This window comes from Ewingella sp. AOP8-B2-18, assembly GCF_052376015.1.
Classification (GTDB): domain Bacteria; phylum Pseudomonadota; class Gammaproteobacteria; order Enterobacterales; family Enterobacteriaceae; genus Ewingella; species Ewingella allii.
Genome location: NZ_JBQSVB010000008.1, coordinates 105,756 through 122,045, shown reverse-complemented (window position 1 = coordinate 122,045; position 16,290 = coordinate 105,756). Strand labels below are relative to the sequence as shown.

19 protein-coding genes are annotated in these 16,290 nt (G+C 51.0%); 7 read left to right on the top strand and 12 right to left on the bottom strand.

What is annotated here, in order from left to right:
* Positions 1-150 precede the first annotated feature (150 nt).
* Positions 151-447: a hypothetical protein gene (locus ACT3RR_RS16420; RefSeq protein WP_485903303.1), complete on the top strand. Its 297-nt coding sequence runs from the start codon at positions 151-153 to the stop codon at positions 445-447.
* A gap of 66 nt (positions 448-513) precedes the next feature.
* On the opposite strand, the gene ACT3RR_RS16415 is transcribed toward ACT3RR_RS16420, so the two are convergent.
* Positions 514-1,713, bottom strand: a complete 1,200-nt coding sequence (locus tag ACT3RR_RS16415; RefSeq protein WP_496200732.1) for an MFS transporter — start codon at positions 1,711-1,713, stop codon at positions 514-516.
* Positions 1,714-1,818: 105 nt separating this feature from the next.
* On the opposite strand from ACT3RR_RS16415, the gene ACT3RR_RS16410 reads away from it, so the two are divergent.
* A complete protein-coding gene (locus ACT3RR_RS16410; protein WP_496200731.1) occupies positions 1,819-1,989 on the top strand; it encodes a hypothetical protein in 171 nt (56 codons plus the stop codon).
* A 182-nt stretch (positions 1,990-2,171) separates the two neighbouring features.
* A complete protein-coding gene (locus ACT3RR_RS16405; protein ID WP_485903306.1) occupies positions 2,172-2,594 on the top strand; it encodes a RidA family protein in 423 nt (140 codons plus the stop codon).
* A gap of 19 nt (positions 2,595-2,613) precedes the next feature.
* Here the strand turns inward: ACT3RR_RS16405 and ACT3RR_RS16400 are convergent, their stop codons facing one another.
* The gene (locus ACT3RR_RS16400; RefSeq protein ID WP_496200730.1) at positions 2,614-3,786 is read right to left on the bottom strand and encodes a citrate synthase family protein; all 1,173 of its coding nucleotides are present in this window, start codon (positions 3,784-3,786) and stop codon (positions 2,614-2,616) included.
* 120 nt (positions 3,787-3,906) lie between these two features.
* Between ACT3RR_RS16400 and ACT3RR_RS16395 the strand changes: the two genes are divergently transcribed.
* The 4 genes from ACT3RR_RS16395 to ACT3RR_RS16380 all read left to right on the top strand — a co-directional run bounded on the left by ACT3RR_RS16395 (position 3,907) and on the right by ACT3RR_RS16380 (position 7,363).
* Positions 3,907-5,298 carry a CoA transferase gene (locus tag ACT3RR_RS16395; RefSeq protein WP_496200729.1) on the top strand — a complete coding sequence of 464 codons (1,392 nt, stop codon included), beginning with the start codon at positions 3,907-3,909 and terminating at the stop codon, positions 5,296-5,298.
* 275 nt (positions 5,299-5,573) lie between these two features.
* The gene (locus ACT3RR_RS16390; RefSeq protein ID WP_353504129.1) at positions 5,574-6,056 is read left to right on the top strand and encodes a glutathione peroxidase; all 483 of its coding nucleotides are present in this window, start codon (positions 5,574-5,576) and stop codon (positions 6,054-6,056) included.
* 374 nt (positions 6,057-6,430) lie between these two features.
* Positions 6,431-6,937 (top strand): YciE/YciF ferroxidase family protein, encoded by a 507-nt coding sequence (locus ACT3RR_RS16385; RefSeq protein ID WP_496200728.1) that lies wholly within the window; start codon positions 6,431-6,433, stop codon positions 6,935-6,937.
* Between the two features lie 255 nt (positions 6,938-7,192).
* Positions 7,193-7,363, top strand: a complete 171-nt coding sequence (locus tag ACT3RR_RS16380; protein ID WP_496200727.1) for a hypothetical protein — start codon at positions 7,193-7,195, stop codon at positions 7,361-7,363.
* A gap of 104 nt (positions 7,364-7,467) precedes the next feature.
* On the opposite strand, the gene ACT3RR_RS16375 is transcribed toward ACT3RR_RS16380, so the two are convergent.
* The 10 genes from ACT3RR_RS16375 to ACT3RR_RS16330 all read right to left on the bottom strand — a co-directional run bounded on the left by ACT3RR_RS16375 (position 7,468) and on the right by ACT3RR_RS16330 (position 16,233).
* The gene (locus ACT3RR_RS16375) at positions 7,468-8,073 is read right to left on the bottom strand and encodes a TetR/AcrR family transcriptional regulator (RefSeq protein WP_496200726.1); all 606 of its coding nucleotides are present in this window, start codon (positions 8,071-8,073) and stop codon (positions 7,468-7,470) included.
* Positions 8,074-8,142: 69 nt separating this feature from the next.
* Positions 8,143-8,403 carry a multiple stress resistance protein BhsA gene (bhsA, locus tag ACT3RR_RS16370; RefSeq protein WP_496200725.1) on the bottom strand — a complete coding sequence of 87 codons (261 nt, stop codon included), beginning with the start codon at positions 8,401-8,403 and terminating at the stop codon, positions 8,143-8,145.
* 144 nt (positions 8,404-8,547) lie between these two features.
* Positions 8,548-9,369 (bottom strand): alpha/beta fold hydrolase, encoded by an 822-nt coding sequence (locus tag ACT3RR_RS16365; protein ID WP_496200724.1) that lies wholly within the window; start codon positions 9,367-9,369, stop codon positions 8,548-8,550.
* Between the two features lie 129 nt (positions 9,370-9,498).
* On the bottom strand, positions 9,499-10,254 hold the full coding sequence (locus tag ACT3RR_RS16360; protein WP_278883194.1) for an alpha/beta fold hydrolase: 756 nt from the start codon (positions 10,252-10,254) through the stop codon (positions 9,499-9,501).
* Between the two features lie 142 nt (positions 10,255-10,396).
* Positions 10,397-11,077, bottom strand: a complete 681-nt coding sequence (locus ACT3RR_RS16355) for a type 1 glutamine amidotransferase domain-containing protein (protein WP_496200723.1) — start codon at positions 11,075-11,077, stop codon at positions 10,397-10,399.
* Positions 11,078-11,329: 252 nt separating this feature from the next.
* Entirely contained in the window at positions 11,330-12,724 is a 1,395-nt protein-coding gene (locus tag ACT3RR_RS16350; RefSeq protein ID WP_496200789.1) for an NAD-dependent succinate-semialdehyde dehydrogenase, read from the bottom strand.
* Positions 12,725-12,842: 118 nt separating this feature from the next.
* Entirely contained in the window at positions 12,843-13,655 is an 813-nt protein-coding gene (locus ACT3RR_RS16345; protein WP_496200722.1) for a helix-turn-helix transcriptional regulator, read from the bottom strand.
* 267 nt (positions 13,656-13,922) lie between these two features.
* Positions 13,923-14,339: an SRPBCC family protein gene (locus ACT3RR_RS16340; protein ID WP_496200721.1), complete on the bottom strand. Its 417-nt coding sequence runs from the start codon at positions 14,337-14,339 to the stop codon at positions 13,923-13,925.
* A gap of 26 nt (positions 14,340-14,365) precedes the next feature.
* Positions 14,366-15,163: an SDR family NAD(P)-dependent oxidoreductase gene (locus tag ACT3RR_RS16335; protein ID WP_496200720.1), complete on the bottom strand. Its 798-nt coding sequence runs from the start codon at positions 15,161-15,163 to the stop codon at positions 14,366-14,368.
* A 56-nt stretch (positions 15,164-15,219) separates the two neighbouring features.
* Positions 15,220-16,233, bottom strand: a complete 1,014-nt coding sequence (locus tag ACT3RR_RS16330; RefSeq protein WP_496200719.1) for an aldo/keto reductase — start codon at positions 16,231-16,233, stop codon at positions 15,220-15,222.
* Positions 16,234-16,290 lie beyond the last annotated feature (57 nt).

The following is a 16,290-nucleotide window of genomic DNA, read 5'->3' as shown; positions in this document are numbered from 1 at the left end:
TTTTGCGGCGCCTTAGCTATTTTAACCCACCTCGTGGGAGCCGCTGCGGGGGCATGTTGGCGAATGATCATCACATCAAGTTCAATGTGGTTCTTTTGTTAAATTTATGAAAAAATAAATCTCTAATACGAAATGTCTCAAGGAGTGAAAATGAATCCACAATATAATTTGTACGTGATTATCGTACCTATTTTAATCATCGCCCTGACCTGGTGGGATTGGCGTCGCAAGAAAAATGCCCTTCTCAAAGACAGACAACACGCTAATAGCCCTGATTTTCATGAGCCTTACGCTGAATCTCAATCTGAAGCCAAAGATAAATCATTATCAGAAGTAAACCACAGAGAACAGGCATTATCTAAAACGCTAAAATATAGAATCGCGGTCACCATTATCTTTATTCTGCCGATTTTAATGTATATAAGATTGTATTTTTTACATAAGTAATGCATTCAGCATAGAAATAGGGTGGATGTATAAGTGGGGAAGACACTTTACATCCATCCAAATTAATTAATTGATAGAGACATTTAGGTTGGCGTCGCGCAGCCTGGTCCAGCCGATTATCAAAACAATAAGCATAATTAAGCCAGCCAAGGTGCCAAGCACCAATCCCGCCCGTGCGCCGTAACCGTCTACCACCGCGCCTGCCGACGCCGCGCCAATGGCCACGCCGACGCTGATCCCCGTCATCATCCAGGTTAACCCTTCGGTTATTTTACCCGGCGCAATAATTTTTGAGCCAATATTAAGCGCGACAATCATGGTCGGGGCGTATGAGATGCCCGCCACAAACAGCGTCAACACCAGCGTGAGGACATTAGGCGAAAACAGGGTAGGGACCATGGTCAACGCCGTGAGCAATGTGCCGATGAAAAACTGCTTTGGCATCGGCATCGAGAGGCGCAGCCCGCCAAACATCAGGCCGGATAAGATAGAGCCTAGCGCGTAGGCGGCGAGCATGATGCTGGCCGAGGTCGGCCAATCATGCTCATTGGCAAAGGCCACCGCCGACACGTCGATGGTGCCGCCCATCACCCCCATGGTTAACAGCACCAATACAATGGTGGCGAGGCCCGGTGTTTTTAATACCGAGCTGCCGTCGAGAGTGCCTCCAGCCACCACCTTCGGCTCCGTCCTTCTCTGCATCAGAAAAGCCGTAATCCCCAGAATTTGCAGCAGCACGGCGATCAGAGGCCCGGCTTCGGCAAACAGCCCCGAGCTGAGGGCAATGGCTAAAGGGGCACCGACAATAAAGGTGATTTCAGCCAGCACGGTGTCGAGAGAGAAGGCGGTGTGCAGATGGTGGCTATCGCGAAACATTGCCGCCCAGCGGGCTCTGATCATGGCCGACATGCTAGGCATGGTGCCGGCAAGGATGGCCAGAAGATACAAAACCGGTGCCGGAAAACCCATAGAAGCCGCCGCAATCAGCGAGAGCAGCATCAGCGTGCTGAATAACGTCACCCAAGGCAGGACGCCGCGCTGCCCGTGTTTATCGACAAACTTTGCCACCCGAGGGGCGATCAGCGCGCTGGAAAGGGTGAATATTCCCGCTACTGTGCCAGCCAGGCCGTAGTGCCCGGTTTGCATCACCAGCATGGTAATAATGCCAATACCCATCATGGCGTAAGTCAGCCGTGCGATGGTCCCGGCGATAACTAATCCCAAAACGCCAGGAACGGCAAAAATCTCAAGATAATGCTGAGTCATTATTTCATCCCTTAATTGTTTGAGAGAAGCAGTGGGGATCTCTCATTATTTTTAGGCACCACTAGCCCGTGGTGTAATGTATTTCACGGCGCAAGGTTAAATAGTATGCAAGTATTTATTGGCGCTTTATTGAAGTCAATGGTTATTTCTTCGCCTGTTTTACATCGCATTATTTCTGCTTTTAAAAAGAGAAAATTAAAAGCATCGTTAATGAATAAAATGAAGTTAGTTTTATTACGCTATGAAAAATCTTATTCATTTGGCTTTAAAACCTAGGATAAACCCCATAATTTTGCTTTGTGCCTGAATTGAAGACCGATCATTGATTACGCGTGATTGAGTGTCGCCATGGAATGAACCTAGCACTTAATTTACAAAGGAATTACTTGGAATATCGATTTTCTGGCTTTACAGTAAGCATTTACACCCTAGTTTTATCCAGAGTATCGGGAGACCCCATGTCACAGCCAAGCTCATCAAAACTGGTCCATATCAATCCTAAAGGTCTGCATGATCCTACGCCGAGCTGTTACACCCATGTAGTGACTGCGCCACTGGCGGGGCGGACAATTTTTGCCTCTGGCCAGTGTGGAGACATTCACCACAATGGCCAGCCCCTTGATTTTTCGGCACAATTAGCCGGCGCGCTGGCTGGCATGAAAACGGTGATTCAGGCCGGTGGGGGAACCGTGCATGACATTGTGCGCATCAATCTCTATATCGTGAACCACACCGAGGCGCTGCTGCCGATTTGGTCTGCCGCCGCCAAGCGCATTTGGGGTGAGGGGCCTTATCCGGCCAGCACGTTGGTGCCCGTGCCAAGACTGGCGCTCGACGGGCTGCTGGTGGAGATAGAAGCCACTGCGGTGGTGCTGGCGTAGTGGGGTTTAGCGCCAGATCTTAAAGTGTATTGGGCGTGATGCCGACGTAACGCGCTCGCGGGCGGATCAGCCGACTGGCGGCGACCTGCTCCAACGCGTGGGCCAGCCAGCCGGAACAGCGGCTGACGGCAAACAGTATAAAGGGTGCTTCCTGTGGCAAGTTGTAGGTGTCCGCCAGCAGGGCGAGTGCGAAGTCGATGCTCGGGCGCTCGCCCGCTGCCTGTGCCACATACTCCATGAGTTCGCCGTAAGGCCCGCCGCTCGGCAACATTGCCATGATGGCATTGGCTCGCACGTCTCCGTCGGGGTAGAGCGGATGCCCAAAGCCCGGCAGTGTCCGCCCCTGCGCCAACCACTCCCTGACGGCCTGCTGCGCGCCGACTCGCCGGGTCGAGTCAACCAGCACGTTGAGCGAGCGCGAAGCACCGCCGTGCAGAGGCCCGGTCAAGGATGCCAGCCCGGAGAGCACCCCGGCGGCCAGCGACGCGCCGGTTGAAATCGTCACCCGCACGGCGAACGCAGAAGCATTCAATTCATGTTCGGCCAGCAGCACCAGCGTGCGGCGCAGCACGTTTTCCGCCTCGGGGCATTGCCATGTCTGGGCCAAACTCTTGCTGAGCGTGCTTCCACCGAGGGTTATGTCGATACCAAGCATGGCTTCGGTAAGCGTAGCGAACACGCCTGCCGCCTCGGCGCGAAGTACCGAAAGAGCGCGCCCCGTTGAGGGTAAATCACTGCCGCTGCGCTTGGCCAGAGCCACCAGTCCGGCTGCCGAAGCCTGAGCAAAGCCTTTGAAATGGCGAGTAGGGCGGCCGCCGCCAACCAGCGCCTGCTGGAAGTCCGCCTGCGGATACTCCCACAGCAGCGCCGCGACCTGCTCCAACGACGCCGTGCCCGAAAGGACCACCGCGTCCTGCCCGCGATACCAAAGCCGCCCGTCAATCACCGTCGAAATCGCCGAAGGCAGCACCGGATCACCCCATTCAATGGCCTGCGCGGCCACCACTTCTAGCGTGCGGCGGCCGTTGGTTCGCTTCGCCATGCGCATCACATCTTCGCGGTGATAAAGGCTGCGACGGCTGTCTTTGCTATCCGGCTGCGCGCGGATTTTTCCCCGGCTGACATTGGCATAAAGCGTTTGCGGGCGGACATTCAAAATGCTCAGGGCTTCTGCGGCCGTTATCCACACCATGGCGATCCTCAGGTTAATATTGATGATTAGAGTCAAGATTGACGTCAACATTAGCAAGATTATTCTGGGGTTAAAAGATGGCCCACTGCTCCCTCAAATCCAGTTTACTCAGGCGGACATATGATGAATGTAACCATGACTTTTTTTGATCAAGCTCGGCAGGCGCTGCATCTCCCTCAAGAAGCGTTAACTCAGTTCGATGTGCAAGGCACGGCGCAATTGGCGTCTGAGTTCCCGGTCACTGATTTTGCCGTTGCGGCGATTGGCGCGGCGGGAATGGCGCTGGCTGAACTCATCAAAGTGCAATTTGGGCACAAGCCGCAGGTGGAGGTTGACCGTAAACTGGCTTCGCTGTGGTTTAGTTGGTCAATACGGCCTATTGGCTGGCAGATGCCCGCCTTGTGGGATTCCATTGCCGGAGACTATAAAACTCAAGATGGCTGGATCCGTCTGCACACCAACGCGCCGCACCACAAAGCCGCCGCGCTAAAGGTTTTACAGTGTGCCGACGACCGGGAGGCGGTGATGAAAGAGGTGGCGAAATGGCCCGGCGAGGCACTGGAAACAGCGATTGTGGAGCAAAAGGGCTGCGCGGCGGTTATGCGCAGTTTGGCCGAGTGGCAGGTCCATCCGCAGGGCAAAGCCGTGGCGGCAGAGCCACTGATTGCCTGGTCATCCGCTGAGGCGGAATCTCCTTACTCAACTTGGCAACCTGAAGAAAAAAGGCCACTGGCGGGTCTAAAAGTGCTGGATTTGACCCGCGTACTGGCAGGCCCGATAGCCACCCGATTCCTCGCCGGTTATGGGGCAGAAGTGCTGCGGCTAGACCCGCCGGAGTGGGATGAACCCTCGGTGATCCCCGAGGTGACACTGGGCAAACGCTGCGCGCGACTGGATATTAAAACGTCCGCCGGGCGAGCTACCTTCGAGCGATTACTGGCCGAAGCCGACGTGCTGGTGCACGGCTATCGCCCCGATGCTCTTGTCCGACTGGGCTATGGCGAAGCCGAGCGGCGCAGCATCAATCCGGGTCTGATTGATGTTTCTCTCAATGCCTATGGCTGGTGTGGTCCGTGGGCCGGGCGGCGCGGCTTTGATAGCCTGGTGCAAATGAGCTCCGGGATCGCGCACTGCGGCATGCAAGGAACGCATTCGGACCGGCCTGTGCCGCTGCCGGTGCAGGCGCTCGACCACGCTACGGGCTATTTAATGGCGGCGGCGGTGATCCGCGCTCTGGTTTGGCGCTTGACTGACAATCGCGCATCAACGGCGCGCTTGTCTCTGGCGCGTGTAGCGCACTCGCTGGCTGAGCTGCCGCGTGCCCCCGTCGCCGCGCAGGGTTTGGAAATCAGCCCCGACGATTTGTCTCTGGAAATAGAAAAAACGCCGTGGGGCGAGGCCAAACGATGTAAATCTCCACTGTTAGTCGGCGGCTTACCTTTGGTTTGGCAACGTCCGGCGTCGCGACTTGGGTCGGCTGAAGCGGGTTGGGTGGAGTCAAGTTTAGGTTAAACAGGGACTAATATGTGTAAGATTGCCGGTGCTCCGCCGCTTTTTGCAGCAACCGCATAGCGCTTTGCGTTGATAATTTTGGTGCGTATAACATTGATTATGTTAAATATGGCGAATTTAGTTATAAATCTTACATTTTAATCACTCAATAGATAAGGGACTTTTGTGAAGTCTCCGTCCTGATTCTGAAAACCTGCTGCCCCTCTGATTATTTACATATATCAGATAAAGTGGCAATTTCAACGTCGAGCTATTTCTACTTAGAGGATTCCGATATGACTACCTTTCATCAACTTACCGCCACCAGTCTGGACGGCAAGCTTATCTCTATGGGCGACTTCGCCGGTAAGGTGGTTTTGGTCGTGAATACTGCAAGCCAATGTGGCTTCACGCCACAGTACGGCGGTCTTGAAACGCTCTACAATAAATACGCCTCCCAAGGTTTGATGGTGCTGGGTTTCCCCTGCAACCAGTTCGGTAAACAGGAGCCAGGCGACGCCGACGAAATCGCGCGGACCTGTTATATTAATTACGGAGTGAGCTTCCCTATCTTCGAGAAGGTACAGGTCAACGGAACGGCAGCGCACCCGGTATTTCGCCATCTAAAAAATGAACTACCCGGCGTGCTGGGTGGCAAAATCAAGTGGAACTTCACTAAATTTCTGATTGGACGCGACGGTAAACCGCTCAAGCGTTTTGCTCCGATCGCTACCCCGGAGAAAATGGAAGCCGCAATCCTTGCTGCACTTGCAATTTAAGTGTGTCTAGAGGATATTTTCTTAAGGTTATCAATGGATGAGCTCTGTATTATTTTTTTAAATACCGAGTATGTTGATTATAAGAAATCATATCCTTTTTCCTTTAATAAATAGTCATAAGGTGGAAATTCCTCTCCATTATTAATAGATAATTAAAATGTCTTTGTCTAAATGACTCATCTTGCAAGTATAGGTTAATTAAAGGGATTGCAAGCCTGTTAACTCAAGTTATGCATCAGCTTACGCATGCATAATTAGCTGTTTCGTCGCATTTAAATAAAATCTCATGGAGTAAGATAAATCTTAATTGAGTTTTTTATTTTCTCACCCGACTATTCTTTAGAGGTGTTATTTTTTAATGAGAGGAAGTTTTGATGCCTATTACTACTTTAAAAGAGTTGTTTAATCATGATTTATCTGACGTTTACAGCGCAGAAAAACAAATTACCAAAGCACTTCCAAAAATGGCACGTGCAGCAACGGATACTCAATTAGTTGATGCATTTAAACTTCACCTGGAAGAAACTCAGGGTCAAATTGAGCGCCTTGATAAAGTGGCTGAGTCACATGCTGATATTCGTATTAAGCGTATGAAATGCCACGCGCTTGAAGGTCTGGTAGAAGAAGCGCAGGAACTTATCGAATCAGTAGAAAAAGGCGAAGTGCTAGATGCCGGTCTAATCGGCGCCGCGCAAAAAGTGGAGCACTATGAAATTGCCATCTATGGCACGCTCGCGGCGCTGGCGAAAAAACTCGGTTATACCGAGGCAGCAAAACTCCTGCTTGAAACGCTGGAAGAAGAGAAAAATACGGATGTGAAACTAACCTCTATTGCCGAAGCCAGCTCTCCGAAATCTAAAAAAAGCACCCCCGTTCGTTGACTTATTGCAGATGGCCCATGAGCAATATAGGCCATCTGCTTTCCATCAAGATTGGTTATATATTCCGCATACCTCTTAGGGATATTACTTGTGCAACGATCCCAAGACGACCTTATTATTTGCCTTTAAAAAACGCTAAATTTCCTTGATCAAAAACAATTTTCATTCGGGAAGTTATTCCACTAGCCTCTATATCAACGCAGGAGAGAGCATGTCCCGATATTAAAAATGGCATTCTGATGAAGAGATACTGCAATGAGTTTGAACTTCTCCATAAGTCCCGAAGTAGAGTTTGATTCTCGCTACAGTGAAATTGATTTTGCTTTAGTAAAGTTAGATGCTGAACTCCAGGGCGCTATTTCTTGGTTGCAAATCAATGATCAATGTCAGCACCGACTACTTATTGGTTCGACTGGCGCGTTGTGATGTGGCAGCTGCGTGCCAAGCTGAATATAAAAGGTTGATCGGCACTGTGTTATTGCTTAGAAACCTTAGAGCAGGCCTTTGGCCTGCTAGCCGCCGTCCCTCGCTTAGGGGGTGATATGAATAATTTTTCTTGTCGTGTTCAGCGCCGAATCAAAAGGCCCGGTATTTCGAACAATCTTAACCATGACGCTTGCGCCTACCCAAAGCTGGTAGAGACTTTCTGCCACGATGCGGGGCGTATCGTCAATCGTCAGAGATCCTTCGTCTATTCCCTTTTCTAAGGCTTCCGCCAGACGTGAGATTATCCCTGAAGTACCAGCCTCAAGGGTTAAGCGCATTGTGTCCGACAGATCGGCCACTTCAGCACCCAGTTTAACGGCAAGACACTTACCCTGACAGTCAGAGAACGACTGAGATTCTCGCCACTGCTGCCAGTAATTCATGAGTTTCTGCGCCATATTGAGACCCGGCTGGCTCAACGTCCTGTCGATGTCAGCGAGATAGTCATCAAAATAGTGCGCCAGCATATCCGCACCAAAAGCTTCCTTCGAACTAAAGTAATGATAAAAGGAGCCTTTAGGGACGCCAGCGTCCTTGAGAATTTCATTCAGTCCGACCGCAGAAAACCCTTTACCGGCCATAATACGCTGGCCTGTCGCCAGAATATGCTCGCGGATTTCATTGCTATGTAGTTGAGTTGTAGTATTCATATGTTTAATTTACCAAGAACTAGACCAGTCGTCTACCGGTAAGTTAAAACAATTCCATGTTGCTAGAACTTATTTGTAGATTTCAGCAGTACCGTGCAGATAGTTATCGCCATCGGCTGAAATAATACGGTAAGACGTTGCGCCATGTTCATTCGCTTTCGCTGCCAGTTTGTCCTGCAGGTCACTCAAATTAGTTCCGACAGCTGAAGCGTTGATCACCCCAATACTTTGCTCCTTTACAGGTACAGCGTTGACTTCGGTCGCGGCAATAGTGGCGAAAGAGGCAGCAGTCAGTACGATTACGGCAAGGGCTTTAGTTACGTTTTTCATTATCATATCCTCATTAAATTAATGTTAAGCACACTTTAAGCGTGAGTAAGTAGGTATATTTTTAGACACTGAATTGATTTTAAAAAATCGTTCAATGTCCAAGAAAACAGGTATAAACGGGGACCTTGTATGTCCCTTATCGCATTACTCTTCAATGAATCTCAGCAGGTCTTCATTTATCGTAGCAGCTTGGGTGATTGTCATTCCGTGGCCGAATCCGGCATAGACCTTAAGCTGCGCATCTTTGACAAGTTGAGCGGACAAGATGGCAGAGTCAGCCAGCGGAACGATCTGATCGTCGTCACCGTGCATGATCAGAGTTGGCACATCGATTTTCTTAAGGTCTTCGGTGAAATCAACTTCAGAGAACTGTTTGATACAATCATATTGACCTTTGATTCCACCCTGCATGCCCTGAAGCCAGAAGCTTTCTCTCACGCCATCAGAGGGCGTCTCTGACGAACGGTTATAGTTGAAAAACGGCGTGGTCAGATCCTTGTAGAACTGAGAACGGTCTTTTTCTACTGCAGCACGGATGCTATCAAATACTTCCATAGGCAGGCCGTCAGGATTTTTCTCACTTTGCAGCATAACCGGAGGTACTGCGCCGATAAGTACTGCTTTGCTGACGCGTGCAGAGCCATAGGTACCGATATAGCGTGCGACTTCACCACCGCCAGTCGAGTGTCCGACCAGAACAACGTCTTTGAGATCTAACTGCTCGATGAGTGAGGATAAATCTTCAGCGTAGGTATCCATATCGTTGCCGTCCCACGTCTGACTCGAGTTGCCGTGGCTGCGGCGGTCGTGAGCGATTACACGGAAACCATGCTGACCGAAGAACAACATTTGCGCGTCCCATGCATCACTTGATAATGGCCAGCCGTGGGAGAAAATAATAGTTTGTCCCTTGCCAAAGTCTTTATATGCAATCTTAGAACCGTCTTTCACTTGAATCGTTTTCATCTCTTTATTCTCTTTTCTGTCAGCGACGCCTCATGGGCGGAGCATTTGATTTAAAGGTGTTTTTCTTCCAATTTTTACCCTTGGCTGTCATTGTAAGAATGATTGACCAGAGACGCTTTTAACGCATGTTTACTGCGATAAGCTTTGAGCGGCTTTTTCGATCAAGGCCGCAATTTTTTCCGGCTGCGATGCATAAATGGCATGGTTGCCTTTCAATTCAGTGACCTTGCTGTTCGCGCGTTTCGCCATGAAGCGCTCCAATTCTGGATTGATAGCACGATCCTGCGTCGCCACAACGGCCCAGCTTGGCTTGGTTTTCCAAGCAGGGACACCAGCTGGGGCCGTGAAGGCTGCAACGGCGGGCATGACTTGGGAACGCGCCAACAGATCTGTTTCTTTGACCGATAAATCTGCCGCAAAGTCGGCGTGGAAATGTTCCGGTTTGATATAAAGGAAATGATCTGGCGTTTCAGTAATTGACTGCGCGGCTGGCGGATATTTTTTTGCCAAACTCAGCAATGAGTCACCCTGCTCCGGCTGGAACGCTGCGATGTAAACCAGACCGGCAACAGAGGGGTCATTTCCCGCATCACTGATGATCATCCCGCCATAGCTATGGCCAACCAGCAGTGATTTCCCACTCTGTAATGCCAGAACGCGCCGAGTCGCAGCGGCATCATCAGCCAGCGAAGTTTGCGGCTCTTGAACAATCGACACTTTGTAACCTGCTTTATCCAAAATGCGCGCCACCGGATCCCAACCTGAGCCATCAACAAAAGCCCCGTGCACCAGAACAATGTTTTTTACCGGTTCAGCCATAGAAGACTGAGCATAAACAGACAGAACCAAGCTTAAAGCCAGAGTAGTCAATGATTTTTTAAACATGATTAATTTCCTTCAATGGTCATTTTAAGTTAACGCCCTGAAATAATGTCCCTCAGCCTTACAGCCCAGATATTCAGGGTGTCATGTGGTTTAGATATTCTATGGGAGCGTTTATTGAGCACGCTTCCCACTTCATTAACCGCTATGCGCCCAGTTGCTTAATCAGCTGGGCCGCCGTTGCCGCTGAGGATGTTGGGTTTTGCCCGGTGATCAGCAGGCCGTCGCTGACCACATAAGAGCTCCAGTCTTCCCCTTTCGAGTAAATCCCGCCTTTGGCAATTAGTTCGTCTTCTACCAAGAAAGGCACAATGCGGGTCAAGCCCACGGCTTCCTCTTCGCTGTTGGTAAAACCGGTGACCTTACGGCCTTCAACCAGTGGTTTCCCCTGCGGGGTTTTGACGTGGCGCAGCACGCCAGGCGCATGACAGACCAGAGCGACATGCTTGCTTGCCGTCAGGAATGCTTCGATGAGTGCGATGGAGTGTTTATCTTCGGCCAGATCCCACAGAGGGCCGTGACCACCCGGATAAAACACGGCGTCGAAATCATCCTGCGAAACGCTGTCGAGGCGAACTGTCGCAGCCAGTTGTGCCGTAGCTTCAGCATCGGCTTCGAAGCGATGGGTTTGTTCGGTCTGGAAATTAGGCTCATTGCTTTTTGGGTCTAGCGGTGGATTGCCGCCCTGCGGCGAGGCCAGCGTGATGTCTGCGCCCGCATCTTTAAATGCGTAGTACGGCGCCGCCAGCTCTTCCAGCCAAAAACCCGTTTTGCGACCGGTGTCGCCCAATTTGTCGTGAGAGGTTAAAACCATAAGAATTTTCATTATAAAGCTCCTGCGTTTAAGTTTAAGAGATGTGTATTAGACCAGTCGTCTATTGATGGGGCGAATGTCAGACTGGCCGTTGCTGCGATGAAGGCAAATTAACAGCTATTAGACCAGTCGTCTACAAGTATTTTAAAACTTTTTATCGGTAATGCGTCAGGCACCTTCTCTTCGTTGATGCCTGACCCAGTGCCTTAAAGCACGCATTCTAAGATAGACTCACCAGCGGTCTTTTACCCGCCGTTTGCAAGCTCAGCTAACTTTTTTGGCCCAAACTGCCTGAGCGTTGGTGAATTCGCGCAGGCCAAAGTGTGAGAGTTCGCGGCCATAACCGCTCTTTTTCACCCCGCCTACCGGGATGCGAGCATTCGTGGCGGAAAATCCATTGATGAAAACTCCGCCCGTTTCTAAACGCCGGGCGATTCGCTGGGCGCGAGGAATATCCTCCGTCCAAAGGTTGCCTCCTAAGCCATAATCACTGGTATTTGCCAGTTCAATAGCGTGTTCAACGTTATCTGCGATAGTTATTGCAGCAACAGGACCGAAGGTTTCCTCATCAAATGCAGCCATTCCCGGAGCGACATCACCCAGCACGGTCGGCGCATAGAAATTGCCACTGCCTTCCATTTTCTTACCACCCAGAAGTAGCGTTGCGCCGGCGGCGAGAGTGCGTTCCACCTGATTATGCAATTCATCACGCAAATCTTTTCGCGCCATAGGCCCAACTCGATTTTGTGGGTCCAACGGGTCGCCAACCTTTAACTGCTGGACGGCGGCGATGAATTTCTGCGTGAATTCTTCTGCGATTGGTTTTTCCAGAATAAAGCGTTTTGCGGCTAAGCACACTTGGCCCGTATTTTGGAACCGCGCTTCAACCGCGGCAGTTACCGCCAAATCAATATTGGCGTCAGCGAGTACAATAAAGGCGTCTGACCCGCCCAGCTCCAACAAGCTTTTTTTCAGCGCTTTACCAGCAATTGCCGAGACGGCAGAACCGGCGCGCATACTTCCTGTTAATGTCACTGCGGCAATGCGGTCGTCCGCAATCACCTCGGCAACAGTGTCATTATCAGCAATCAGATTTGTGAACAGGCCTTTAGGGAAGCCCGCGCTCTCGTAGGCGTCCTGCAAAGCATAGGCAGACCCCATAACGTTGGGGGCATGCTTGAGGATAAAGGCGTTGCCGGAAAGCATAATCGGCCCGGAGGCGCGAATAACCTGCCATAAAGGGAAGTTCCAAGGCATGACGGCCAAAATAGAGCCAATCGGCAGATAGGAGACATGTACCCGATCGTCATTTTCAACTGATACAGGCTCATCGGCGAGGATGGCGGGACCATTGCTGGCGATCCAGTCAAGAGTGGCCGCGCACTTCTCGACTTCAGCGCGGGCCGCCGTCAGGGTTTTTCCCATTTCAGCGGTAATGATCCCGGCTAGACTCTCTGAGCGTTCGCGCAAAATGTGAGATAAACGGCGATAGGCTTCCACACGTTCTGACATCGGCGTAGCCCGCCACAGGCGAAAAGCTGCGTTGTTTTCTGCCAGTGTGCTTTCTACTTCGTCAGCCGTTTGAAATGCATAAGTTGCGATTAACTCGTCGGTCGCAGGGTTGCGTGAAATAGCGACATTGCGAGATTCAGTGTTCAGCGTAACAGGTTGAGATGACATAATGATTGCCTCTAAGGGGTTAAACACCAGCACGTCGTGTGCTGCGATGAACCCAGTCTAAGCAGGTCAAATCATCTCAGGAAGGCGTCTTGTTATCCTATGACTGGGAGTCATAGGTAACGTGCCGGGGAATATAAGTCACCAGAGAAAGGTCTGGTCTCCCCTCTGGCGTGAGTGCGACATAGGTAAATTCAATATGTCCTGAGGTCGGATGCAAAAGCCGCTTACTCCCCTCTCCCATGCCTTTGACGTCGGTATCCTGCCACCATTCCTTGAATTCAGAACTTTTTTCAGAGAGTTCGGCGATGAGTTGGTCGAAGGGTTTTTTGTCCTGAGCGTGGGCGCGCGACGCGCGGAAAACCGAGATCATGCCTCTCGCCATCTGCTCCCAGTCGAGGATTTGCGTGCGGTAAGGTCGATAGAGAAACAATAGACGCAAGGTATTGCGCTCATGAGGCTGCAGCGAGCCATAATCGATAAACAAATCAGCGATAGCATCATTCCAGGCAAGAATATCCAACCGGGCATTTCTCACATAAGCAGGAATGGGATTGATTGCGCGCACTAGCCTTTCCAGACCGTCACTCACCCCATCTTCCAGAGTATGGGGTATCGGTTCTTCGCGTGGCGAAAGGGCGAAAAGATGAGATGACTCTATTCGATTAAGTTTAAGAACGCTGGCAATACGCTGAAGTGCATCCGCCGAGGGCTTAATTTCTCTTCCCTGCTCAAGCCAGGTATACCAACTCACACTTACGCCAGCCAGCATGGCGACTTCCTCACGACGTAAACCGGGCGTGCGGCGAGTCCCCTTATGCATACCAAAGTCCTCAGGATTGAGGCGCGCGCGGCGGCTTACCAGGAAAGCACCGAGTTCGCGACGCTGTTCTGAAGAGGTTTTTTTCACCATAATGGCATCCCTATAAATGTACCTGTTTGGCAAATATTTCATTAATATACTGATAAGTATATTCTTTAACGACCCGCGCATAATATTTACTCAGAGAATAAATACCCACGAGAATTATGTTTGGCCCAATACATCCCTTCGGACGCCAGCATTCAAGAATGTGAATTTTCTTTCTGGCATCACGCCAAAAATGGAGATTTACATAGCGGAGTTATTGGGTCCTGTTGCAATGAAATCACCGGACCCAAAGGGGCCCGGTATGGATTATCAGGCAATGAAGTTATTTTTTAATGCCTGAAGGCCGCCTTCGAAAATACCGCTAAATAGGGCTTCCGCTTCTGCGTCACTGACATTCACTGGCGTGAAGCGCCCTGACCATTCGACTCGGCTGACATTGTCATCTGCCGTGGGATGAACTGACAGCGTGGCGAGATAATCTACGACAGGGAAAGGTGCCTGCAAGATGGAATAGCTATAGCTTTTTGCCTGATTGTCGAAGGATTGCAGGCGTTCAACCACGATGCCGCCGTCTTCTGTTGTCAGGCTGCGGACTCGGCCACCTTCCGTTATCTCGCTTTTAGGGATAAACGGCAGCCAGTCTGACAGGGAGTCGAAACCGCCCATCAATTGCCATACTTGATCGGGTGATGCTGGGATTTCAATAGAAACGCTAACATGTGACATTGTATTACTCCATAAAATTTAGCTAGTTACATTGCTAAGGTGTCAACTACACCGCCATCAACGCGCAGTGCTGCACCCGTCGTCGCCGAAGAAAGGGAAGAGGCGATATAAACCACAAGATTCGCTACCTCTCCCACTTCTGCGGCCCGTTGTATGATTGAGCTTGGGCGCGAGACTTTAACGAACTCATCGGCCTGTTCACGGCGAGTCCTGCCCGATTGCTCGGCGGCATCGGCAAGCATATCCCCTAAACCTTCGGTGTAGGTTGGTCCCGGCAGAATGGCATTAACCGTCACGCCCGTCCCCGCCAGCCGTTTTGCCAAGCCATGAGAAACAGCTAGGTTCGCGCTTTTGGTCACGCCGTAGTTGATCATGTCGGCCGGAATGGCGACGCCAGATTCTGAGGAGATGAAAATGACTCTGCCCCACCCTTTCTCAACCATTCCTGATGCATAGTGGCGTGACAGACGAACGCCGGAGACGACGTTTACGTCGTAAAAGCGCGCCCACTCGTCGTCTTCTACTGCAAAGAAATCGACATCGTTATAAATACCAAGATTGTTCACCAGTACATCGGCCTCTGGTACGGCGGCAAACAGGGTTTTAGCCCCTTGTTCTGTGGTTAGGTCAGCGACCACGCTTTGCAAGCGGGCATCCGGTTGGTGGCGAATAATAGTGGCGACCGCGGCGTCAACGCCTTGCTGATGGCGGCTAACAATCACTACTGTCGCCCCCGCCTGAGCCAGCCCGCTGGCGATGCCCAAACCAATGCCCGAGGTGGAACCACTAACCACGGCAATTTTGTCAGTTAGATCTAATTTCATTAGACATTCCTAATAGGCAAGCCCGCTGCCGTCGAGCAGCGGCCGCCTATTTTTAATTAACGAAGAACAGGTAACGGTGCGTTTTCAGCAATCAGCTTCTGGCGACGTAATTCCGCCCAGAAATCTGCCGGGATCACCGCTTTCAGTGCTGCTAAATCTTCAGCGATACGTCCCGGACGGCTGGAACCTGGGATCACTGCCGCAACGGCTGGGTTAGCTAAAGAGAATTGCAGAGCAGCGGCTTTTACATCCACGTTAAAGCGAGCAGCAATCTCTTTGATTTTCGACACTTTCTTCAGGATTTCTGCAGAAGCTTTCTGATACTCAAAGTGTTCGCCACCCGCCATCACGCCGGAGTTGTAAGGGCCACCGACCACGATATCGACGTTGTGCTGCAAGGCTTCAGGCATTAAACGCTGTAGGGCACGTTCGTGATCCAAAATGGAATAGCGCCCAGCCAGCAGGAAGGCATCAGGCTGTGCTTCATTTAAGCCGAGGGCCAATTCACAAGGTTCAACGCGGTTTACGCCCAAGCCCCAGGCTTTAATCACGCCCTCATCGCGCAAACGCGTCAGGGCACGGAACGCCCCGGTGCGAGCAATGTTGAACTGTTCCAGCCAGCTATCACCATAGAAATCTTGGGCTGGATCGTGGATCCAAACAATATCAAGGCGATCGGTTTTTAAACGCTTAAGGCTATCTTCAATAGAGCGCATGGTGGCGTCAGCCGAGTAATCATTAACGATTTTGTTTGGCAGGCCATGTTCAAATAGGCCGCCTTTATCGCCCAAATCGCGTGATGACGTGTCTTCAATCTCATCAAGCATGATGCGGCCCACTTTGGTGCTCAGAATGTATTCATCGCGAGGATATTGGGACAGGGCCTCACCCATGCGAATTTCTGATAGGCCTGAACCGTACAGCGGTGCGGTATCAAAGTAACGAACGCCGTGGTCCCATGCGTCACTCACCGCGGCAAGGGCTTCCTCTTGGGGTATTGCGCGGAACATGTTGCCAAGCGGTGCGCCACCGAAACCAATGTTTGCCGGTAAAATATGTCGAATACTCATAAGGCTATGTCCTCTATTTTCACTCTTCCCTCAGGAAGAAATAATTTTTCAGTTCAG